Origin of the sequence: Micromonospora sp. HM134, from assembly GCF_007833915.1 — a bacterium.
Taxonomy (GTDB): Bacteria; Actinomycetota; Actinomycetes; order Mycobacteriales; family Micromonosporaceae; genus Micromonospora; species Micromonospora wenchangensis.
This window is the reverse complement of sequence record NZ_CP041061.1, coordinates 4465834-4487799: the sequence shown is the minus strand read 5'-3', so window position 1 is coordinate 4487799 and position 21966 is coordinate 4465834. Positions and strand designations below refer to the sequence as shown.

The window sequence follows — 21966 nt, the reverse complement described above, 5'->3', positions numbered from 1 at the left end:
GGGCCGGGCCGGAGTCACACCGGGCATCGGCGGCGATGGCCGTGTCGTTGATCGGAGCTTGAGATGCTTTCTCGCCGCAGGGTACTCGGGATGGGATTCGCCGGCGCCGCCGTGGTCGGCGTGCCGCTGGTGGCGGCCCCGTTGATCTCGCGGGCGCGGGCCTCGGGCGGCCTGCCGCTGAACGTGGTGAACAGCACGGGCCGGTTCGCCAACTCGGCGATCCGGATGTACGTCGTCGGCACCGACCCGGAGACCGGGGCGATGGGCTACGTCCGGGAGAGCGGACGGTTCACCCCGGCCGACCCGGCGCACAACGGCCCGGACGGCGCCGCCGACATCGGCGTCCGGCTGGCCGACTCCGGGGTGACCCGGTTCGTCCTGCCGATGATGTCGGGCCGGATCTACTTCGCCATCGACGGCCAGCTGCGGTTCACCGTGGTCACCGACGGCAACGGCCGGCCGGCGTTGCAGTACCCGGTCGGCTGGATGGCCGACGACCCGAGCTTCGGCGTGCTGCACGACTGCTGTGAATTCACCTACAACGCCTCGGGAATGTTCTGCAACACCACCACCGTGGACATGTTCAGCATCCCGCTGTCGATCCGGTTGCTCGGCGACGTGGAGCAGGCCACCGGCAAGCTCGTCGACGGCGGCCGGGACGCCATCTTCGCCGAGCTGGCCCGCCAGCCCGGCTTCGAGCGGCTGGTGCTCGGCGACGGGCTGCGCGTCATCGCACCGGGTAAGGGCATCGAGACGGGCCGCTTCGACCCGGCGTACTACGACGGTTACATCGCCGAGACCTGGGACCGGTACAGCCGTACCGAGCTGCGGGTCCACGGGCCGACGGGCACCTTCCGGGGCCGGGTCGTCGACGGACGGTTCACCTTCGACGGCGGGGTACGCGCCTTCGACCGGCCCTCCACGCTCAACGTGTTCCACTGCGACGGGGCGCTCGCCGCACCCAACGACGGGCGGTCCGGGCCGGTGGCGGCGGTCCTCGGGGCCGGGTTCAACCGGTCGGTGCTCGACCAGCCTGACCAGCCGACCACCAGTCGGGACGCCTACTACCAGCATCCGGTGACCAACCACTACTCCCGGGTGCTGCACCGGCACAGCGCCGACGGCCGGGCGTACGGCTTCCCGTTCGACGACGTCGCCGACGACGCCTCCTACATCCAGGACACCGCGCCCCGGGAGGTGACCATCACGCTGACCCCGTTCGGCGGGGGCGCGGCCGGGCAACCGGAACCCGAGGTCGAGCGCCCGGTGGTCGTCGAGCGCCAGGTCGTCGAGGGGCCACCGGTCGTCGCCGCCGCGGCCCGGGGCGTGGGCCAGGAGATCCCGGCGGCCGGCTTCGACCGGCAGCAGGGCGTACGGACCGAACCGTCCAGTGAGGGCGGCGAGCACCTGGGCTTCCTCGCCCACGGCGACTGGGCCGGATACCGGGGGGTCGACTTCGGTCGCGAGCCGGCGACCCAGTTCCAGGTGCGGGTGGCCTCCGGCGCGCCGCAGGGGGTCTCCGGCCTGATCGAGGTACGCCTCGACGCCCCCGGCCTGCCGCCGGTGGGCACCATCGCGGTGGCCAGCACCGGAGGCTGGCAGAACTGGGTCACCGTGCCGGGGAACCTCGCCCCGGTGACCGGGGTGCACGACGTCTACCTCACGTTCGCCAGCGGGCAACCCGAGGAGTTCGTCAACGTCCGCTGGCTGCGTTTCACCCGATGAGCGCGGCCACCCTCGTCGCCCCGGCGTACGACACCGACCGGTGGGCCGCCGCCGCGCCGTCCGCCGCCGCGCCGTCCGCCGCCGCGTCCCGGCGTCACCGGTCGACCGGTCGACGGCCCGGTCGACCGTCCGATGAGCACGGTTATGCTCTCTTCCTAGGCGGGCTCGACGTCGAGACGACGGCGCGGCCGTACGGGGGTGACCCGTACGTCAGGGGGAGGCGTTCTGTGTCGGCGGTGCCCAACGAAGCGCCCGGGGTGACCGGCGACGCGGCGACCGAGCGGGCCTCCCCCGAGGCCCTGATGCGCTGGATCCACGAGCAGTACCGGGGACCGCTGCTGCGGTTCCTCACCCGGCTGGTCCTCGGCCGGCAGGAACTCGCCGAGGATCTGGTCCAGGAGACGTTCCTGCGTACCTGGCGGAACCTGGAGACGCTGGCGGAGGACCCGCGCCGGATCGCCCCGTGGCTCTACACGGTCGCCCGGCACGTGGCCATCGACGCGATGCGCGCCCGGCAGTCCCGCCCGCCCGAGGTGGCCATCCCCGACCTCAACCGGCTCGCCTCCGCCGACGACGAGATGGACCGGGTGGTCAGCACCCACACCGTCCGGTTGGCGTTGCAGCAGATCAAACCGGAGCACCGTGAGGTGCTCGTCGAGATGTACTACAAGGGCTCCTCGGTCGCCGAGGCCGCGCAGCGACTGGGAATCCCGGAGGGTACGGTAAAGTCCAGAACGTACTATGCGGTGCGCGCGCTGCACGCAGCGATCGGCCCGACCGAGTCGTCGTGATGACGCGACGTGTCGGTTTCCCGCTCGATCCGCCGGACGGCTGCCGTCCCGGGGGTCGTCACACCGTCACCGGTGTCTCCGGGTCGAGAAGGAGGGCGTGATGCGCACCGGGGGTGAACATCCCACCGCCGAGCACGCCGCCCTGGCCCTCTACCTGCTCGGCGCGCTCGACGACGCCGACCGGGTGGCGTTCGAGGCCCACCTGGCCGGTTGTGACGAGTGCCTGTCCGCGGCGGGTGAGATGGGCGGCGTGACCAGCGCCCTCGGCGGGCTGGACGCCGCCGACTGGGACGACCTCGCCGGCCTGACGCCCGAGTTCCCGCTGCCGCCCGAGTTCGGCCCACCGCCGGACCGCGCCCAGGCCCCGGCGACCCCGCCGCCGGTCGACCCGCTGTCGGGCGGCCCGCCGTCGGTGGACCCGCCGCCCCCCACCGGTTCCGGTGAGCCGGCGACGCCCGTTCCGGTCGCCCGTCCGCCCGCCGACGAGCCGGCGGCACCGGTTCCGGTCGCGCGTCCGCCCGCCGACTCCCTGCCGACGTCACCCACCGCCGACGGCGGGCCGGTGACAGCCGACGGCCCGGCCCCGGCCGTCGACGCCGAGCCGCTCACCGAGGTACCGCCGGTCGCGGCACCCCGCCGGGGTGCCCGTCGGGGTGCCGGCCCGCGTACCACCGGCCGGGGGGCGGGCAGCCGCCCCGGCGGGGACCGGCCCGCGACGGCCTCCGGCACGGGGGGCACCCGTCCCGCCGATCCGTCCCGCCGTCGCCGGATGGTCCTCTGGGGCGGGGTGGCCGCCGCGCTGGTGGCCGTCGTGCTGGCCGGCGGGATCGCCGTGGTCTCCGGTTTCGGCGACCGCAGCGGCGTGGTGCTCACCGCGACCGGGGAGGCGCCGGCCGAGGGGGTGAGCCTCTCCGTCGCGATCACCACCGACGAGGGGCGGGGCTCCACCATCCGGATCACCGCCACCGGCCTGCGCCAGGGCCTGCGGTACCGCCTGTTCGCGGTGACCCGCGACGGCGTCACCCACGTGGTACGGGACTGGACCGCCTCGACCGGCCCGCAGGAGGTGACCGGCGAACTGTCGCTGCCGGTCGCGGACCTGGCCTTCGTCACCGTGGGCCTGGTGGACGGCACCGCGATCGTCACCGCCCCGATCTCCCGCTGAGCCACCCGCCCGACCCTGCCCGGCCCCGATCTGCCCGGGCCCGATCCCGTCCGGCCCCGGACCGGCAGGTCAGGTCCGGGGCCGGACGGGACGCCGTGGTCAGTACGGGTCGGTGTGCGGGACCTCCTTGGCCCGGTGCGCGCCCGCCTTGCAGCCGGCGAACGGCCCGGCCGGGTTGCGCAGGCTGGTCAGCACCGGTTCCAGGTAGTCGCGGTGCCAGTTGGCCGGGCCGCACAGCCCCGCCTCCGGGCCGGTGAGTTCCTGCCACGCCAACCACAGTCCGTGCAACTGCGCCACCGCCTCGGGGTGCCGCCACCACTGCCCGCACCAGGGCGCGGTCGAGGACGCCTCCCGGGCGTAGATCGGCACGAGCAGCAGCCGGACCCAATTGCTGAGCAACTCCAGCTCCTCGACGTACTCGTCGTCGCGCAGGTAGAGGATGAACGGTGAGGTGGGCGGCCGGTCGTCCGGCGGCGCGTCGTCGGCGCGGGTCTGCTCCTGCGGGGTGGTCACCGTCATGGACACTCCTCATCGGTCTGCCGGTCGGATCGGTTCCGCCGGTCGGTGCGGTTCAGTCGCCCGAGGCGGTGGGGCTGGGCGAGGCGGTGGGCGGGAACGACGGCGGCGGACCACCGAGCCCCTGGTACTTGGCGAACAGGGACCGGACCTGCGCGAGGTAGAGCTGGGCGGCGTTGGTGGAGGGGACGCCACCGGCCCGGCGTACCTCGTCGATGCCGACGGCGTACGCGGCGAGCGTCAGGTCGAGCACCTCACCGATCGCCTCACCGTTGTCCAGCAGGGCCTGGGCCTGCCCGGCCAGGGCGCAGACGTGCTTGGCCTGGGCGGCGATCGAGTCCTCCTCGTCGACCGCGTCGGTGTCGCCGTCGTCGTCGGTGTCCTCGCCGTACTGCGTGAAGACCGCGGGTGGGAGCTGGGAGATGCCCTTCTCCCCGTTCGGGCCGACCTTCGCCGGGTCCCACCCGGAGGCCACCTCGATCTGCGCGGCGATCACCACGGGTCCGATCTGGGTGCAGGTCTTCCCGGCGTCCTCGATGCTGTCCGCCAGCCCCTCGGGCACCTGGTCGGGGTCGAGCGTGCCCTTGCCGTCGCCCTGTGCGGCGGCCAGCGAGTCGTCGGCGACGCTGACCGGGTCGGCCGAGCCCCCGCCGCCGCCGAAGAGCAGGATCAGCGCGACGAGCGGGGCCAGCAGCACGCCCAACGCGCCGATCACGAACACGGCGGCGGCCCCGACCACCCCGACCACCGGGGTGGCCAGGCAGCTCAGCCCGGCCGCGACCGCCGCGCCGATCAGCGCCGCGCTGCTCCGGTTGGACCCTTGCGTCGGCTGTGCGCCGTCGTTGTCGGACGCTGCCATGTCGCCTCCCGTGCCTGGTCGTCATCGCGGTGGAAAAAGTTCGTCCCCGGCGTGAACCGGGGGGCGGGACCCGTCGTAGTGGCGTCCGTCGACCGCCCGGCCCGCCGTACCGACGGGTCCGGACCCGGGGTGGTTCAACCGGGACGGCGACGACGTGGAGCGACATTTCCGAGGAGGTGGGTGCATGGGGTCCGCGACGATGACCGACCCGGCACCGCGGATGCCACCGGGGCCGCCGTCCGCCCGGACCGGTCCCGCGACGGCGGCGTCCCGGCGGTCCCTGTCCGAGACGGGGCTGGGCTGGATCGCGGCGCACGGTGGCGCCGGCACGACGACGCTGACCCGGCTCTTCGGCGGCGTCGATCTCGGCTGCCGGTGGCCGGACGCCGCGCGGGCGGAGCCGGCCACGGTGATGCTGGTCGGCCGGACCAACGCCGAGGGCATGCGGGCGATGTCCCGGGCGCTCAACGTGCTGCGGGAAGGGCGTCACCCGCCCGGTATGCGGCTGGTCGGCCTGGTGCTGCTGGCCGACGCCCCGGGCCGGCTGCCGCCGGCGCTGGCCCGCCGGATCCGTGTGCTGCGGTCGGTCGCGCCGGTGCACCGGGTGCCGTGGATTCCGGCGTGGCGGCTGGGACAGCAGCCCGCACGGATGCCCAAGGCCCTGGACCGGCTGCGGGCGGCGACCGGGCTGGCCGGCGAGGGGAGGACACCGTGACCTCCGGGCACGGGATCGTCGCCGCGTTCCTGGCGCGTGGTCCGGCGGCGGCGCCCTCCCCGCTGCCGGCGTTCCAGCCCCCACCGCCGTACAACCCGGCCGGTGGCGCGGCCGACGACCTGCTGAACCTGCTCGCCTGGGGGGTCAGCGCGGCGGGCGTCGCCGGGCTGCTCATCCTCGGCATCTCGATGGCCATCCAACTCAACCGGGGCGTACCCGGGGAAATGAGCGACCACTTCCGCGGGGCGGTGTTCATCGCGATCGGCTGCGCGCTCGGCGCGACCGCCGGACCGCTCGTCACGTTCTTCGGCGACCTCGGACTCTGAGCCGGATCGCCGCCGGCCGGACAGCGCACCCCGCACTGCCGGCCAGTCCCACCCCGCACCGCCGGAGCGTCGTCGACGCCTCCGGTGCCGGTGCCTGCCCGAAGGAGAACTCCGATGTCGTTCACGAGCCTTTCCCAGTACGCCGCCGCCTACCTGTTCGCCCGCCTCCCGATGGCACCCGACCCGGGACCCGGCAGCGGGATCAACCCCAAGCCCGGTGCCCCGGGCCAGCTGACCACCCTGGTGAACAAGCTGCTGGGCCTGATCGCCTGGGCGGGCACCGCCGCCGGGGTGGCCGGGGTGCTGATCACCGGCACGATGATGGCGATCTCGGTGAAGCGGGGCGAGAGTTCCGAGCACATGTCCCGCCTCGGCCTGGTGCTCGGCGGCTGCATCCTGGTCGCCGTCGCGGGTCCGCTGGCCAACTTCTTCCTCGGCGGTGCCGGCACCACCGAAGGCCAACCGCAGTGACCGGCGGGCGAGGCCGGTCCCCGGCGGACCCGCCGTTCTGGACCGAGCGCGGCTGGCTGCTGTCCGTGGCGTTCCTCGCCGGCATGGCGTTGCTGGCGGCGGGGGTCTGGGCGTCCGGGGCGACCCGGCAGACGTCTGTCGACCCGGTGGCCCGGACCGCCGCCGAGGCGCAGGTGGCGCAGTGTCCGTCCCGACCGGTGGTGGCGGCCGGGCCGGCGGTGCCGCCCGACGACGTGACGTGGCGGACCCTCGACGGCGGGGACCGGGTGCCGGTCTCCGCGACGCAGGGACCGTCGCGCACCGCCGACGGGGTACTGGGCTGCTTCGCGCACACCCCGATCGGTGCGGTGCTGGCGGCGCACGCCGTGCCCACCCAGCTGGCCGGGCCCGCCTGGCGGGCCGTGGCCGACCGGCAGGTGCTGCCGGGGCCGGGCCGGGACGTGCTGGTGGCCCGGCTGGAGGCCGCCGCGGGGGTCGTCACCAGCCGTGGCGGCGGCAGCTACGCAGGCTTCGCCCTGGTCCGGTACGCGGCCGACGCCGCCCAGGTGCAGCTGCTGGTCAAGACCGGCGCCGGCGGCTACGTGGCGACCCTGGTCGCGCTGCGCTGGGAGGCCGGCGACTGGAAGCTGACCCCGTCCCGGGCCGGGGTGGTGCACACCTCGCTCGGCACGGTCACCGGCAGCGCCGGCTACACACTCTGGAGGAAGTAGATGGGCGGGTGTTCACCTCCCAGTCCCCTCGACATCATCACCGGCTTCTTCTCGTTCCTCGGTGACCCGATCGGCACCCTGGTCCGGATGATCGCCAACCTGATGCTGGCCGCCGCGATCTCCATCTTCGCCGAGTTGAGCGCCTCGGTGCCGACCCTGGGCACCACGACCGAGGGCGGCCCGGACGACGTACCGAGCCTGATCAGCGACCAGATCGAGTGGGTCGTCACCTATCTGGCGATCGGGTCGGTGCTGTTCGCCGCCGCCCGGATGGCGATGGAGCGCAAGGGCACCGCCGGGCGGACGGCGTTGCAGGGCTTCCTGCGGGTCATCCTGGTCGCCGGGGCCGGTTCGTGGGTGGTGGGCCGGGCGGCCAGCCTCTCCGACGGTTTCTCCGACCACCTGCTCAGGTCGGCGGCCATGCAGGTGATCATGGGTGTGCCGTGTGTGGACAACGGCTCCTCCATCGAGTCGTTCCTGCTGCTGGTGCTGGCCTTCCTGCTGCTGATCGCCGCCATCGTGCACGTGCTGATGCTCTATCTGCGGCTGGGCGTGATGACCATCATGCTCGGCACGCTGCCGCTGGCCGCCGCCGCGTCGATGACGAACTGGGGCGCCGGCTGGTGGCGCAAGCACATCGGCTGGACGGTGGCCTGGCTGCTCTACAAGCCCGCCGTCGGTCTGATCATGTTCTCCGGCGCGGAGATGCTCGCCGTCGGCAGCCGGACCCAGAACTCCTCGCACATCCGCATCGCCGGCATCGGCGTCCTGCTGCTGTCGGCGATCGCCCTGCCGGCGCTGCTCAAGATCGTGGTGCCGGCCACGGCGGCGCTGGGCACCGGCGACCCGACCGGCACCGCCGTCTCGGCTGCGGGCGGCATGGTCGCCTCCGGCGCGAAACGGGTCGCCGGGTCCGCCCTGTCCTCCGGCGGCGGGGGCGGTGGTGCGCCGTCCGGCGCACGCGGGCCGCAGGGCAACCGGGGCGACACCGGCCGGCAGGGACCGTCCGGCAGCGAGGGCCGGACCGGCCGTAACGCGGGCAGCTCCGCCGGTGGCGCGGCGGCCGCGAGTTCCGCCGCCCGGCTGGCCGGACCGGTCGGGGCGGCGATCGACGGGGCGCACCGGGCGGCCCGCGCCGGCCGGAGCATGGCGGCCGGCACCGTGTCCGGCGCGGACGGCGACGCCGGCCACAACTGACAGCGCGGGGCGGCGGCCGGCCGGTCGTCGCCCCGGTGAGACGAGGGAGAGGCAATGTCGACGGAAGCCGTCATCGAACCGACGTACGGCAACTGGCGTCGGCCGCGCCGGGCCGGGCTGGGCCCGCTCGGCCTGGTCGGCACGGTCGGGGTGTTCGGCGGGCTGGTGCTGGTGCTGCTGGCCTCGCTGGCGTCGTTGCAGGCGGCGTTCGTGGTCGGCGTGCCGCTCGTGGTGGCGCTGCTGCCGATGGCCGTACGCACCCAGGACGGCCGCAACATGTACCAGCTCCTGACGTTGCGGATCGGCTGGTCGCGTCGGGTGTCCCGCCGGGAGCACCTGTACGTCTCCGGGCCGCTCTCGGCCCGGCCGGGTGGCCGGTTCCCGCCGCCCGGCCTGCTCAGCGGGGTGCTCGCCCGGGAGGGCCGGGACGCCTACGACAGGCCGTTCGGGGTGCTGCACCACAAGAGCCGCAACCTCTACACGATCGTGCTGCGGTGCGAGCCCGACGGCGGGTCGCTGGTCGACCCGGAGCAGGTCGACACGTGGGTGTCGCTGTGGGGGGAGTGGCTGTCCCGGCTCGCCCACGAGCCGGGGCTGCGCGGGGCGTCGGTGGTGGTGGAGACCGCCCCGGACCCGGGTACCCGGCTCGCGGCGGAGGTGCTGCCCCGGCTGGACGCCGCCGCCCCCGCCGCCGCGCGCGCCGTGCTGGAGGAGGTGGTCGACGACTACCCGTCCGCGTCGTCGGAGATGAACTCGTACATCACCCTCACCTACGCCCCGGTGGGCGGGGCGCGACGGGACCCGGAGGACGTGGTCACCGACCTGGCCATCCGGGTGCCGAGCCTGCTGACCGGGCTGATCGGGGCCGGCGGGGGTGTCGCCGAGCCGCTGTCCGCCGAGCAGATCGCCGAGGTGGTGCGGGTGGCGTACGACCCGGCGTGCGCCGCCGAGGTGCTCAGCGTCCGGGCCGAGCACGGGCGGACCGGGCTGGAGTGGGCCGACTGCGGTCCGGTTGCCGCGGTCGAGTCGGTGGACGCCTACCAGCACGACTCGGGGGTCTCCCGGACCTGGCTGCTCACCCTGGCCCCCCGGGGCACGGTGCGCTCCAGTGTGCTGCGCACCATGCTCGACGCGTCCGCCGGCACCCGCCGCAAGCGGGTGGCGTTGCTCTACCGGCCGATCGATCCGGCGACGTCGGCCCGGATCGTGGAGGCCGACCGGCGTACGGCGCAGTTCATGGCCACCTCCGGGCGGGGCATGGTGCAGGCGCGGGCCGCGGCCGAGGTCCGCGCCGCCGAGCAGGCCGCCGCCGAGGAGGCCACCGGCGCGGGGCTGGTGGAGTTCTCACTGATGCTCACCGTCACCGTCGACGACCGGTCCCAGCTCGACGACGCGTCGGTGCTGGTACGCAACATGACCGGGGCGACCCGGATCGCGATGCGGCCGGCCCACCGGATGCAGGCGGCGGCGTTCACCTGCACCCTGCCGGCCGGAATCCTTCCGTGGGAGCAGACCGTGCTGCCACACGAACTCCAGGAGGCGATGTGAGCGGCGCACCGGTGGCCCGCGTGGACGGGCTCGGGGCGGGCTGGCCGGCCGGTACCTCGGGGGCGCGTACCGCGCTGACCGGGCTTGTCGGCGACCCGGACGACGAGGCCCCCGTACCGCCGAAGAACACCCGGCCCCCCCGGCCCCGCCGGGAGCTGCCCACCTCGGCCCGGGGGTGGGAGGGGCCCGGCGGTGGCCGGGTCGGCTACCTCGACGCGCCCACCATGTGGCGGGCCACCACCGTGCAGGCGTGCGGGTTGTGGCCGTTCTCGGCCGGCTCGGGGGCGCCGATGTCCGGGGTGCCGCTCGGTCAGCACCTCTACACCGGCGCCACGGTCTGCGGTGATCCGATCTCCTGGTTCACCCGGGCCCGCTACATCTCCAACCCGTCGCTGTTCATGCTGGGCATGCCCGGCCTGGGCAAGTCGACCCTGATCAACCGGATGGCGGTGGGCCTGGCCGCGACCGGGGTGGTGCCGCTGGTGCTCGGCGATCTCAAGCCGGACTACGCGGACACGGTCCGCGCCCTCGGCGGGCAGGTGATCCCGATCGGCCGTGGCGTCGGCGGGATCAACGTGCTGGACCCGGGGGCGATGGGGCTGGCCGCGGAACGCATCGGCGGCCGGGCCGGCCGGGCGCTGGCCGCCGAGACGCACGGCCGGGTGCTGAACATGGTGGCGGCGCTGCTGACCATCGTGCGGGGCCGGGCCCTGGACGACCACGAGCAGTCGGTGCTCTCCGCCTGCCTGCGGCACCTGCGCGAACACACCCCGCAGGGCCGGGCCCCGCTGCTGCCGGACCTGTTGCGGGTGCTGGAGGAGGGGCCGGACCGGGTCCGCGCGGTGACCCTGGACCGGGGGCAGGAGAGCCGCTACCGGGACGCGGTGGACCCGCTGCACCGGTCGCTGCTGGGCATCCTCGACGGCGCGTTGGGCGACACCTTCGGCTCGACGACCTCCACCCGGATCGACCCGGACGCCCCCGCGGTGTGCATCGACATCTCCCGCATCGGCGAGTCCGACACCCAGCTCACCGCGGCGGCGATGCTGGCCGCCTGGTCCGAGGGCCTGGGCACGGTCGCCGCCTCGCACGCCCTGGCCGACGCCGGCCTGGCCCCGCGCCGCTGGTTCTTCACGATCCTGGACGAGTTGTGGCGACCGTTGCGGGCGGCCTCCGGCATCGTCGACCGGATCGACGCGCTGACCCGGCTCAACCGGTCGCTCGGCCTCGGCGACGCCAAGATCACCCACACCCTGAAGGACGCCGAGGCGTTGGGTTCCGACGCCGACCGGGCCAAGGCGCGCGGTTTCGTGGAGCGGGCCGGGATCGTCGCCTGCGCCGGGCTGCCGGCGGCGGAGATGACCGACCTGGGCCGGGTGATCGGCCTGTCCAAACGGGAGATCGAACTGGTCTCCTCCTGGTCGTCGCCGCCGGGCTGGGCGAGCACGGGCAGCAACGAGGAGCCACCCGGGCGGGGCCGGTTCCTGATCAAGGTGGGTGGCCGGCCCGGCATCCCGATCCGGGTGTCCATCACCGACACCGAGCGCCGGCTGCACGACACCAACCAGCGCTGGGTGCAGAACGGCTACGCCGCCCAGCAGGCCGCCGAGCGGGCGGCGGCCCGGCAGGCGGCCTTCGAGGCCGAGGCGGAACTGGGCAACCTGGCCACCCGGCCGGAGCTGGCGCAGTTCGCCGACGGTGCGGTCGCGGGCGAGCGGGGGTGGCGGGCGTGAGCCGGATGTCGTCGGGTGCGCCCCGGGGGGCGGACCTGTTCTTCTGGGCCTTCTGCCTGGTGGTCCTCGCCAACGCGGCGCTGTTCACGGTCGCCTGGCTGGGCGGCACCCTGGGCGCCGCGGTGACCGGGCACGGCTGGCACCCGCCGCCGTTCACGCTCGGCGCGTACCTGGCGCTGATCTCCGGGGACACCGGAACGCTCTGGCCCGGCGCGTCGCCGTACGCGGTCTACGCCGGGATGCTGGTGGTGGCGCTGCTGCTGGTGGTGCCGGCGGTGCTGGCCGGACGCCGGCTGCTGGACCTGCGCGGACGCGGTGTCGGGCTGGCCCGGGTGCGTGACCTGGCCCCGCTGACTCCCGCCGGGATCGCGGCCCGCGCCCGGGAGCTGCGTCCCTCGCTGGCCGGGGTACGGCAGCTCACCCCGGACGACACCGGCAACCTGCTCGGTGACCTGTCGCCCAACGGCCCGGAGCTGCGGTCCTCCTTCGAGGACGTCGAGTTGGACCTGATGGCCCCTCGGGCCGGCAAGTCCACAGGCATCGCGGTGCCCCGGGTGCTGCGGGCCCGGGGTGCGGTGCTGCTCACCTCCAACAAGTCCGACGTGTACGCGGTGACCCGGGCCGAACGCGAACGCGTCGGTACGGTGTGGACGTTCGACCCGCAGGGCATCGCCCACGTCCCCCGGCAGATGTGGTGGGACATCCTCGCCGACTGCGCCACCATCGAGGGGGCCCGTCGGTTGGCCGGGCACTTCGTGGCGTCGGTCAACGACGACACCGCCAAGAAGGACTTCTGGATCTCGGCGGCCCAGAACACCCTGACCGCGCTCTTCCTGGCCGCCGCCCGGGGGCGGGCCCCGGTCGCCGAACTGCTCGGCTGGCTGGCCGACCCGGCCGACCGTACCCCGATCGACCTGCTGCGTGACGCCGGCCTGCCGGCGATGGCCGAGCAGCTCCAGGGCACCGTACGCGGGGCGGTGGAGACCCGCGACGGCATCTACGAGACGGCCCGGCAGTGCGTGGCGTGCCTGCTCGACCCGGAGATCCTGGCCTGGGTGTCCCCGGACCCGTACCTGCCGCAGTTCCGCCCGGAACAGCACGTGCTCGGCCGGGACACCCTCTTCCTGCTGTCCAAGGACGGGGGCGGCTCCGCCGCCGGGGTGATCGCCGGCCTCGCCGACGCCACCCTGCGGGCGGGAGTCGTGGCCGCCGAACGGATGGGCGGCCGGCTCGACCCCCCGATGACGGCGGTGCTGGACGAGGCGGCGAACGTGTGCCGCATCTCGGACCTGCCCGACCTCTACTCGCACCTGGGATCGCGGGGGATCAACGTGGTCACCCTGTTGCAGAGCTACCGGCAGGGGTCACGGGTCTGGGGCGAGGCAGGCATGGACGCGCTGTGGGGCGCGGCCACCATCAAGCTGCTCGGTGCGGGGCTCGACGACGCCGACTTCGTGGAGAAGGTCTCCAAACTGGTCGGGCAGCACGACGTGAGCACGGTCAGCGTCTCCCGCAGCCGGGACGGATCGTCGCGGTCGACCTCGTACCGGCAGGAGCACGTGTTGCCGCCGGACCGGATCCGGGCCCTGCCGAAGGGGACCGCGCTGCTGCTCGCCACCGGTATCCGGCCCGCCGTGATCAGGCTGCGGCCCTGGTACAGGGAGCCGGATGCGGCGCGGATCTCGGCCCAGGCCCGGCAGGAGGTCGCGGCGATCACCGAGCGGGCGGCCGGCAAGGCCGCCACGACGCCGTGGCCGACTGACCGGCGAGAAACCCCCGCCGTCGGCTGAACCGGCCCGCCTGGTCGGTCGTAGAGAGCGTGTCAACCGCTGGTCGAGCATCAAGGAGCCCAGGTGTCCTCACCCCATCAGCCGCCACCGGGCGGGACCGGAAGTCCCACCGGCAGCGCGAACAACAGCATCCACTACCCGCCCACCGAGAGCGAGTACGGGCCGGTCGTCTACACGCCGAGCAACTACAGCCAGGGCAGTTACGCCCCGGGTGCCTACACGCCGAGCAACTACAGCCAGGGCGCCCCGAGCACGTCTTCCGGGCCGACGGGCTACGGCCAGTACGGCGCGGCCGACTACCAGGACTTGGTAGGTCAGCCGTACAACACGTCGAACTCCTCCGGCCGCAGCAGCCCCGGCCCGGGGGACTCGATCAGCGTCCAGTGGAACGAGGGGGAGACCAGCGAGCACTCGCTGGACAGCCAGAACCGGGTGATGACCTGGGCACAGCAGGCCGGCCGGTGGGTCTACGAGAACGACGAGAAGATCGTCAACTTCGTGTCGCTGGTCGCGTCGCCCGGGGTGCAGGGCAGCGCCGGGCTACGGGGCAACGCGGTGGCCAACAGCGTCGGTCTGGCCCTGGCCGCCGGCCCCGGCATGTACGTGGTGGGCAAGGAGGTGATCAACTCGCTGCGCAACGGCCAGCAGGGTGACCTGGTGCGGGCCGCCTACGGCGCGGTGGCTGCGGCAGGTGCGATGACCTGGGGTGTCGGCTACGCGCCGGGCCAGGACGTCACGGCCGGCAACGCGGGGGCCATCGTGCACGGCGTGGGCTCCGGGCTCATGGTCACCCGGGGCCCCCGGGAACAGCCGAGGCGTTCCCGGCAGGACACGGAGGCCCGGGGGGACGTCGCCGACACCGCAAGTTCGCACCGCAGGGGCGGGGCCACCTCCCGTAACCACACGTCGCGGACCCACACCTCCCGCACCAGCGGCCGCGACAGCGGCTCGTCGCACGAGCCGGTGAACCGGCGCAACGGGTCCGACCGCACCCGTGACCAGCATCGGCGGGGCGGCGGTGGCAACAGCGGTGGTGGCGGGGGCGTCCTCCGGTAGGTCACGCCTGCCGTGAGCGTCCAGGTCGGGGTGCCGCCGCGTCCAGGGACGTGGACCGGCGGCACCCCGACGGCGTGGTGGGTGGGCGGGCACACCCCGACCCTCCACCCACCACCCGCACCGGCCGTAACCGGTCGGCCGGTCCGTTCCGTACGCTGCCGGCCCGCTCCGCCTGGGCGGGCCGGCAGCGCTTCACCCGGAAGGCAGGGTGAACCGCCAGCGTCGTGCGCGCAGCACGGGCGCGACCCGGTCGACCGCCGCGACGCTCTGGCTGCGGTCCCCGCCACCGTCGTGTAGCAGCACCACCGCGCCGGGGGTGACCCCGTCGAGCAGCCGGCGGACGAGTTCGTCGGTGCCCGGCGGCTCCCAGTCCCCGACGGCCAGCCGCCACCCGAGCGGCCGCATGCCCAGCGCGGCGGCCACCGCCGGCGTGGCACCCCAGGCTCCGTAGGGGGCCCGGAAGTACCGGACCTTGGCCGCCGGCACGGCCCGCCGGATGGCCTCGTTGGTTTCCCGCAGGTCCGCCTCGATCCGCTCGGGCGACCAGGTGGTCATGTCGTCGTGGTGCATGCTGTGGTTGCCCAGGCGGTGGCCGTCGGCCACGATCCTGCGCACCACCTCGGGGTGGGCCTCGACCTGCCCGCCGCAGAGGAAGAACACGGCCGCGATCCGGTGCCGCCGCAGGACGGTGAGCAGGCGCAGGGTGTCGGTGGGGTTCGGGCCGTCGTCGAAGGTGAGGCTGACCGTCCGCCCGCCGCCCCGGGCCGTGTCGAGGATGTCGGCGCTCACCGGCCGGCCTACCGGCGCGGCTTCGGCGTCGCCCGCATCCGCACGTACGGCGGTCCGGCGTAGATAAGGTCGGCCTTCATCACCTGGTACGCCCGCTTGGGCTGGTAGTTCTCGTCGTAGATGGTGGCCAGGCCCTGCGGCGGGTCGTCGAAGGTGCCGGGCACCCAGGAGTGCCGGTCGGTGAAGCCCCAGACGGTGAACGACAGGCAGCGCGGCTCGGCCAGGCAGGCCTGCAACAGCACGTGGAAGTTCGCCGCGGACGCCTGGAGCCGGGGGTTGATCTCCTCCGAGTCACCGGCCTGCACCCCGTCGGTCAACCGGCTGCGCACGTCGACCTCGGTGAACGCGGTGGACAGTCCGAGCCCGGCGAACCGGTGCAGCGCGTCGGCGACCTGGAGGGTGTCGTAGTTGCCGTACTGGGTGCCCAGGTGGCCCTGGCTGCCGACCCCGTCGATCGGCACGCCCCGGGCCAGCAGGCCCTTGACCATGTCGTAGACGAACTGGGTCTTGTCGTTGGCCGGGTCGCCGGAGCCGAACGCCTCGATGTTGTAGTCGTTGTAGAACAGCAGGGCGGTCGGGTCCGCGGCGCGCGCCCAGCGGAACGCGTCCGCCACGTAACCGGGGCCGAGGTGCTCGGCCCAGAACCCCTTGTAGTGCAGGGTGGACGGGGTGTCCCAGGGGTCGCTGACGGCCTCGTTGACCACGTCCCACTGCCAGATCCTGCCCCGGTAGCGGCTGGCGACGGTGGTGATGTGCCTGCGCAGGATCGACCGCAGCTCGGTGTTGTCGATGGAGCCGTCGGCCACCCCGTCGGTGAGCCACTTGGGCAGCTGGCTGTGCCACACCAGCACGTGCCCCCGGACCTTCTGGCCGTTGCGCCGGGCGGTGGCGACGAGTTCGTCGGCCGCCGACCAGTCGTAGCTGCCCCGGGTCGGCTCCAGGGACTCCCACTTCATCACGTTCTCGGCGGTGACCGTGGAGAACTCGTCGCGCACGATCTCCCGGTAGCGGGGCTCGGCGGGGTCGGCGAGGGCGGCCATGTCGACCGCGGTGCCGACGTACAGGCCGTGGCGCTGGCCCAGGGCGCGCAGGCTCTGCGCGGTCGGGTCGTACGGCCGTTCGGCGGCGGCCGGTACGGCGTTCAACACACCGGCGGTCGCGACGGCGACCAACCCGGCAGCCATCCACCGTCTGAGCATCATCTGCGTTCCTTTCCCGAGGCACGTCGACGGGTCGACGGCGGCGAGGTGGGGCAGGGGCGCGGTGCGGCCACCGATGCGCGCGGGGGGACGGCCGCGCCGGAACCTACCGATAGTCAACTATCGATTTCCGGAAGTCGCCTGGAACGTTACGAGCGCGGACCCCCGGGGTCAACCATCGATACTTCCGGAACTCCTGGTCACGCCCCCGGCCGTGGATCGCAACAGTTTCGACGCCGACCGGCTCCGGGCACGACCACGACCGGCCCCGCCGGAGCCGGTCGTGGTGCGGTCGATCGTGGTGTGCCGGGCGGTCAGCGCTCCCGGTAGGTGGCCCGGTCGAAGTCCGCGTGCCCGCCGTCGCCGCCGAGATCCTGCACCCAGAGCCCGAGGAACGCCCCGGTGAACCCCCAGGCGGCCGGCTCGCCGTCGATGATCAGCGCGGCGTGCTCGTCGGAGAGGATGGTCGCGTCCAGCTCGGCCGGTAGCTGCTGCCAGCCGGCGCCCAGGTCGTAGCCGAAGCGCACCACCGGCCCGTCGAACTCGGCGCGCAGGCCGACCCGGGTGACGCCGTCGGTGTCCACGGTCAGCTCCGGGTAGGCGGTGCGCCGGCCGTTGTCGGAGCTGAGCAGCTCCAGCACGGTACGGCCGTCGTCGGCCCGGGTCAGGTAGAGGTGGTGCCAGTTCAGGGTGTTGTAGTACGCGGTGATCCCGGCGAGCTGACGGTGGTCGACCGGGTCGAACTCGACGACGGTCTCCAGGGCGCACCGGGTCGCGCCGACCCGGCGGGCGACCAGGCTGGGGGCCTGCCGTCCCACCGGCGACTGCCCACCGTGGACCCGCAGGTGCGACGGCCGGGAGCGCAGGTCGATCCAGTCCGGGGTGGCCGGCCGGCGCAACGTCGACCACGCCGGGCCCAGCTCGTCGGCGTCGAAGTCGTCGGTGGCGGGCTCCGCCGGCCACGGATGCGCCGGCAGGGCGGGGGCGTCGACCTCGTCGGCGGGCACCCCGCCGGGAATCCGGGGCCAACCGCCCGTGGGCCACTCGACCCGCTGGATCGCCGTCTCCCGGCCCAGCACGCAGCTGCCCAGCGGGGAGTAGGGGCGGCCGACCAGGTGGGCGAGGTACCACCCGCCGTCGGGGGTGCGGACCAGGCTGCCGTGGCCGGCCTTCTGCAACCGCAGGTCGGGTCGGCCCACCGAGGTGAGCAGCGGGCCGTCCGGGTCCACCTCGTACGGCCCGAACAGCTCGCGGGAGCGGGCCACGGTGACCTGGTGCTCCCAACTCGTGCCGCCCTCTGCGGTGATCAGCCAGTACCAGCCGTCGTGGCGGTAGAGGTGCGGGCCCTCGGTGACCCCGACCGGGGTGCCGGTGAACAGGATGCGGGGCCGGCCGACGAGCCGGCGCGCGGCCCGGTCGTACTGCTGGATCTCGATGCCGCCGAAGCGGTCCCGGCCGGGCCGCCAGTCGGCGCTCATGGCCAGCAGCCAGGTGGTGCCGTCGTCGTCGTGGAACAGCGCGGCGTCGAAGCCGCGCCCGTGCAGCTTCACCGGGTCCGACCAGGGGCCGGTGATGTCGGGCGCGGTGATCAGGAAGTTCTGCGGGTCCCAGTAGCCGCTGGCGAAGCTGGCCACGTCGCTGTAGACGAGGTGGAACTGCCCGTCGTGGTAGGTCAGGTCGGGTGCCCACACGCCGTTGGAGTCGCCGCAGCCGCGCAGGTCGAGCAGGCGGCGGTCGGTGATGATCCCGCCGAGCGGTCGCCAGTGCACCAGGTCGCGCGAGTGGTGCAGGCGGACCCCGGGATACCACTCGAACGTCGAGGTGGCCAGGTAGTAGTCGTCGCCGACCCGCAGGATCGACGGATCCGGGTGGAACCCGGCGAGGACGGGATTGCGGATCGACCGGGCAACGGTCGCCACTTCAGCGGTGTCGGTCGACACGTGCACTCCTCGGGCAGCTCTCGAAACTTTCGGAATCAGGGCCGTGGTCGGTGAAGCCCTGCACACGCTAGCCGTTTTCGCCGCGATAGGACAGAGGGCTTGACCCGCGTGGAAACAACTCGTAGCGTGCCCGCCATCGATCGGTAATACCGGCGACGCTCTGAAAGTTCCGGAGATACACGTTTCGAAACCCGCCGGCCCGGCCGGCGCCCGAGCACCTCGTGAGTCCCTGAAGGGATGGATCATGACAGCGCACCTCTCCCGCAGATCGCTGCTCGGCCTCGTCGGCGCCGGCGCCGGCGCCTACCTGCTCAGCGGCTGCAGCGACGACGCGTCCGACGACCCGGACGCGCCCCAGACGATCAACTGGTGGCACATCCAGAACACCGAGCCGATGCTGCCGGTCTGGGCGGCCGTGGCCCAGGAGTACCAGAGCGCGCACAGCAACGTGAAGATCGAGATCCAGCCGCTGGAGAACGAGGCGTTCAAGGCCAAGCTGACCACCGCCACCCAGGCCGGCTCCCCGCCCGACCTGTTCCAGTCCTGGGGCGGCGGGGTGCTCAAGCAGCAGGTCGACGCGGGCCTGGTCAAGGACCTCACCGAGACCGTCGCCCCGTGGAAGGACAGCCTGCTGCCGCTGTCCCTGGAGCCGTACACGGTGGACGGCAAGATCTACGGGGTGCCGTTCGACATCGGCATGGTCGGCTTCTGGTACAACAAGGACCTCTTCGCCAAGGCGCAGATCGCCGCGCCGCCGGCCACCTGGGCCGAGCTGCTCGACGTGGTCCGCAAGCTCAAGGCCGCCGGGGTCACCCCCGTGGCGCTGGCCGGCAAGGACAAGTGGCCGGCCCACTTCTACTGGGCCTACCTGTCCATGCGCATCGGCGGGCTGGGCGCCCTCCAGCAGGCCGCCAAGGACAAGAACTTCGAGACCCCCGACTTCGTGGCCGCCGGCGAGCGGTTCAAGGAGCTGATCGACCTCCAGCCGTTCCAGAAGGGCTTCCTCGGCGCCGAGTACGGCTCCCCGGACGGCCAGGCCGCCACCATGGGCAACGGCGGCGCCGCGCTGGAGCTGATGGGGCAGTGGGCGCCGTCGGTGCAGTCGTCCAGCTCGACCAGCAAGAAGGGGCTCGGCGACAAGCTCGGCTTCTTCCCGTTCCCGGCCGTCGACGGCGGCAAGGGCTCGGCCACCGAGGTCTTCGGCGGGGGCAACGGCTTCGCCATCGGCAAGGACGCCCCGCCGGCCACCATGGACTTCCTCAAGACCCTGCTCAGCGTCGACGTGCAGCGCCGCAGCACCAAGACCGGCGCGGTGCTGCCGACGGTCAAGGAAGCCACCGACGCCATCGCCGACCCGAACGCCAAGGTCGTCGCGCAGACCCTGGCCGCCGCCACCGGCTTCCAGCTCTACCTCGACCAGGCGTACCCGCCGGCCGTCGGCCAGCAGGTCAACGACAGCGTCGCCGCCCTGGTCGCCGGCAGCAAGTCACCCGCGCAGATCCTCAAGGACATCACCCAGGTGGCGAAGACCCAGTAGTGACGTCCCACCCCCACCGATCACCAGCCGCCGGCGAGAACTGAGTGGAGCAGGCATGACCACGCCATCGATCCTGTCGAATGCGGGACCCGGCGGCCGAGTGACCGAACCGTCGGGGCCGGGGCCGGGCGGCGTCCGCCGTACCGGCCGCCGGCCCCGGCCGGGCCGTCGCCGTGCCCTGGCCATCTTCCTCACCCCGTCCCTGCTGCTGTTCCTGCTGCTGGTGCTGGCGCCCATCGTGGTGGCCAGCTACGCCAGCCTGTACAAGTGGAACGGCTTCGGTCTGCCCGAGAACTTCGTCGGGCTGGACAACTACACCCGGGCCTTCGCCGATCCGGTGTTCCGGGGCGACCTGTGGCACGGGCTCGTGCTGATCGTGCTCTCCCTGGTCGTCCAGTTGCCGGTCGCGATGGGCCTGGCGATGCTGCTCAACCAGCCGCTGCGGGGACGCGCCATCTACCGGGTGATCTTCTTCGCCCCGTACGTACTCTCCGAGGTCACCACCGCGGTCCTGTTCAACCTGGTGTTCTCGCCCAACCGGGGGTTCGGTGACGCGATCTCCCGGTTCCTGGGGGCCGACGCGGGGGCCGTCTTCGCCGACCCGGACACCGTCCTGTACGCCGTCTTCCTGGTGGTCTCCTGGAAGTACTTCGGCCTCTACATGATCCTCTTCCTGGCCGCCCGGCAGAACATCCCCAAGGAACTCAACGAGGCGGCGGTCACCGACGGGGCCAACGCGTGGCAGGCGTTCCGGCTCGTCACCCTGCCGCTGCTCGGTCCGACCATCCGGATCAGCGTGTTCCTGTCGGTCATCGGCACCATCCAGCTCTTCGACATGGTCTGGGTGCTCACCGGCGGCGGCCCGATCCACGCCTCGGAGACCATGGCCGTGACGATGTTCCAGTACGGCTTCCGCCGCTTCGAGGTCGGCTACGCCAGCGCGATCAGCATCATCATGTTCCTGCTGAGCCTCGTCTTCGCCCTCATCTACCAGCGCATCGTCCTGCGCCGCGACACCGAGGGCGCCCTCACCGTCCAAGGAGACCAGCGATGACCAGCCCGGCGAACCCGGCCCAGCGGGCCCGCCGCCTCCTGCTGCACCTCATCTCCATCGCCGTCGGCGCGCTCATCGTGGTGCCGGTCTGGTTCGGGGTGATCGGCGGGTTCAAGGACAACGGGCAGCTCTCCACCAACCCGCTCGGCCTGCCCGACCCGTGGGCGCCGAGCAACTACCTCGACATCGTCACCGCCGGGGTGTTCTGGCGCAACGTGGGCAACAGCGTCTTCATCGCCGTGGCCAGCACGTTCGTCGTGGTCGCCGCGGCGGCGATGGCCGCGTACGTCTTCGCCCGCTTCGCCTTCCGGGGCCGGGAGTTCCTGGTCACCGTCTTCGCGATCGGGCTGATGTTCCCGTTCGCGGTGGCGATCCTGCCGCTGTTCATCCTGTTGCGCGGGATGGGGCTGCTGGACAACCCGCTCGGGGTGATCCTGCCGCAGGCCGCGTTCGGCCTGCCGATCACCATCATCATCCTGCGGCAGTTCTTCCGGACCATTCCCGGCGAGGTCGAGGAGGCGGCGACCCTCGACGGCTGCGGCCCGTTCGGTTTCTTCTGGCGGGTGCTGCTGCCGATGGCCCGGCCCGCCCTGGCCACCGTGTCGGTGCTGGCCCTGGTGAGCAGTTGGAACAACTTCATGCTGCCGCTGGTGGTGTTCACCGACCAGAGCTGGTGGACCCTGCCCCTCGGGGTCCAGGCGTTCCAGGGGCAGTACTCCGACGACACCGCGAAGGTGCTCGCCTACGTCGTGCTGTCGATGATCCCGGCGCTGGGCTTCTACGCCATCGCCGAACGTCAGCTCATCGGTGGGCTCTCCGGCAGCGTGAAGGGGTGACCCCGACCT

20 protein-coding genes are annotated in these 21966 nt (G+C 73.2%); 15 read left to right on the top strand and 5 right to left on the bottom strand.

Annotated elements, in window-relative coordinates:
• The first annotated feature begins 90 nt into the window (after positions 1 to 90).
• The 3 genes from FJK98_RS19230 (at position 91) to FJK98_RS19220 (ending at position 3681) form a co-directional block, all read left to right on the top strand.
• Positions 91 to 1725: a beta-1,3-glucanase family protein gene (locus tag FJK98_RS19230; protein ID WP_205789050.1), complete on the top strand. Its 1635-nt coding sequence runs from the start codon at positions 91 to 93 to the stop codon at positions 1723 to 1725.
• A gap of 236 nt (positions 1726 to 1961) precedes the next feature.
• The gene (locus FJK98_RS19225; RefSeq protein WP_145920254.1) at positions 1962 to 2516 is read left to right on the top strand and encodes a sigma-70 family RNA polymerase sigma factor; all 555 of its coding nucleotides are present in this window, start codon (positions 1962 to 1964) and stop codon (positions 2514 to 2516) included.
• Between the two features lie 100 nt (positions 2517 to 2616).
• Positions 2617 to 3681 carry a zf-HC2 domain-containing protein gene (locus FJK98_RS19220; protein ID WP_168222507.1) on the top strand — a complete coding sequence of 355 codons (1065 nt, stop codon included), beginning with the start codon at positions 2617 to 2619 and terminating at the stop codon, positions 3679 to 3681.
• A gap of 99 nt (positions 3682 to 3780) precedes the next feature.
• Here FJK98_RS19220 and FJK98_RS19215 read toward each other — a convergent pair whose 3' ends face one another.
• On the bottom strand, positions 3781 to 4200 hold the full coding sequence (locus tag FJK98_RS19215) for a DUF4913 domain-containing protein (RefSeq protein ID WP_145920252.1): 420 nt from the start codon (positions 4198 to 4200) through the stop codon (positions 3781 to 3783).
• Between the two features lie 52 nt (positions 4201 to 4252).
• Positions 4253 to 5056, bottom strand: coding sequence for a lytic transglycosylase domain-containing protein (locus FJK98_RS19210; RefSeq protein WP_145920251.1), 804 nt, complete (start codon positions 5054 to 5056; stop codon positions 4253 to 4255).
• Positions 5057 to 5240: 184 nt separating this feature from the next.
• On the opposite strand from FJK98_RS19210, the gene FJK98_RS19205 reads away from it, so the two are divergent.
• The 9 genes from FJK98_RS19205 to FJK98_RS19165 all read left to right on the top strand — a co-directional run bounded on the left by FJK98_RS19205 (position 5241) and on the right by FJK98_RS19165 (position 14602).
• On the top strand, positions 5241 to 5771 hold the full coding sequence (locus FJK98_RS19205) for a hypothetical protein (RefSeq protein WP_228542701.1): 531 nt from the start codon (positions 5241 to 5243) through the stop codon (positions 5769 to 5771).
• Positions 5768 to 6097 carry a hypothetical protein gene (locus FJK98_RS19200; RefSeq protein ID WP_205789048.1) on the top strand — a complete coding sequence of 110 codons (330 nt, stop codon included), beginning with the start codon at positions 5768 to 5770 and terminating at the stop codon, positions 6095 to 6097. The genes FJK98_RS19205 and FJK98_RS19200 overlap by 4 nt, the downstream gene beginning before the upstream one ends.
• A 114-nt stretch (positions 6098 to 6211) precedes the next feature.
• Positions 6212 to 6568, top strand: a complete 357-nt coding sequence (locus FJK98_RS19195; protein ID WP_205789046.1) for a hypothetical protein — start codon at positions 6212 to 6214, stop codon at positions 6566 to 6568.
• The gene (locus FJK98_RS19190) at positions 6565 to 7278 is read left to right on the top strand and encodes a hypothetical protein (protein ID WP_145920250.1); all 714 of its coding nucleotides are present in this window, start codon (positions 6565 to 6567) and stop codon (positions 7276 to 7278) included. The genes FJK98_RS19195 and FJK98_RS19190 overlap by 4 nt, the downstream gene beginning before the upstream one ends.
• Positions 7279 to 8475 (top strand): hypothetical protein, encoded by a 1197-nt coding sequence (locus tag FJK98_RS19185; RefSeq protein ID WP_145920249.1) that lies wholly within the window; start codon positions 7279 to 7281, stop codon positions 8473 to 8475.
• Between the two features lie 54 nt (positions 8476 to 8529).
• Positions 8530 to 10023 (top strand): SCO6880 family protein, encoded by a 1494-nt coding sequence (locus FJK98_RS19180; RefSeq protein ID WP_145920248.1) that lies wholly within the window; start codon positions 8530 to 8532, stop codon positions 10021 to 10023.
• Positions 10020 to 11756: an ATP/GTP-binding protein gene (locus tag FJK98_RS19175; protein WP_240762164.1), complete on the top strand. Its 1737-nt coding sequence runs from the start codon at positions 10020 to 10022 to the stop codon at positions 11754 to 11756. Before FJK98_RS19180 ends, FJK98_RS19175 begins: the two co-directional genes overlap by 4 nt.
• A gap of 5 nt (positions 11757 to 11761) precedes the next feature.
• Positions 11762 to 13546 carry a type IV secretory system conjugative DNA transfer family protein gene (locus FJK98_RS19170; protein WP_145922873.1) on the top strand — a complete coding sequence of 595 codons (1785 nt, stop codon included), beginning with the start codon at positions 11762 to 11764 and terminating at the stop codon, positions 13544 to 13546.
• 63 nt (positions 13547 to 13609) lie between these two features.
• Positions 13610 to 14602: a hypothetical protein gene (locus FJK98_RS19165; protein ID WP_145920247.1), complete on the top strand. Its 993-nt coding sequence runs from the start codon at positions 13610 to 13612 to the stop codon at positions 14600 to 14602.
• 192 nt (positions 14603 to 14794) lie between these two features.
• Here the strand turns inward: FJK98_RS19165 and FJK98_RS19160 are convergent, their stop codons facing one another.
• From FJK98_RS19160 to FJK98_RS19150, 3 genes are all read right to left on the bottom strand, one after another.
• Positions 14795 to 15391, bottom strand: coding sequence for a polysaccharide deacetylase family protein (locus FJK98_RS19160; RefSeq protein WP_145920246.1), 597 nt, complete (start codon positions 15389 to 15391; stop codon positions 14795 to 14797).
• Between the two features lie 8 nt (positions 15392 to 15399).
• Positions 15400 to 16593 (bottom strand): endo-1,4-beta-xylanase, encoded by a 1194-nt coding sequence (locus FJK98_RS19155; RefSeq protein ID WP_145920245.1) that lies wholly within the window; start codon positions 16591 to 16593, stop codon positions 15400 to 15402.
• A gap of 311 nt (positions 16594 to 16904) precedes the next feature.
• Entirely contained in the window at positions 16905 to 18530 is a 1626-nt protein-coding gene (locus FJK98_RS19150) for a glycoside hydrolase family 43 protein (protein WP_145920244.1), read from the bottom strand.
• A 244-nt stretch (positions 18531 to 18774) separates the two neighbouring features.
• On the opposite strand from FJK98_RS19150, the gene FJK98_RS19145 reads away from it, so the two are divergent.
• Genes FJK98_RS19145 through FJK98_RS19135 form a run of 3 tightly spaced genes read left to right on the top strand, consistent with a single transcriptional unit; the run spans position 18775 to position 21957 of the window.
• Entirely contained in the window at positions 18775 to 20067 is a 1293-nt protein-coding gene (locus FJK98_RS19145) for an extracellular solute-binding protein (protein ID WP_145920243.1), read from the top strand.
• Positions 20068 to 20122: 55 nt separating this feature from the next.
• Entirely contained in the window at positions 20123 to 21121 is a 999-nt protein-coding gene (locus FJK98_RS19140) for a carbohydrate ABC transporter permease (protein WP_145920242.1), read from the top strand.
• Positions 21118 to 21957 (top strand): carbohydrate ABC transporter permease, encoded by an 840-nt coding sequence (locus FJK98_RS19135; RefSeq protein ID WP_145920241.1) that lies wholly within the window; start codon positions 21118 to 21120, stop codon positions 21955 to 21957. The genes FJK98_RS19140 and FJK98_RS19135 overlap by 4 nt, the downstream gene beginning before the upstream one ends.
• Positions 21958 to 21966 lie beyond the last annotated feature (9 nt).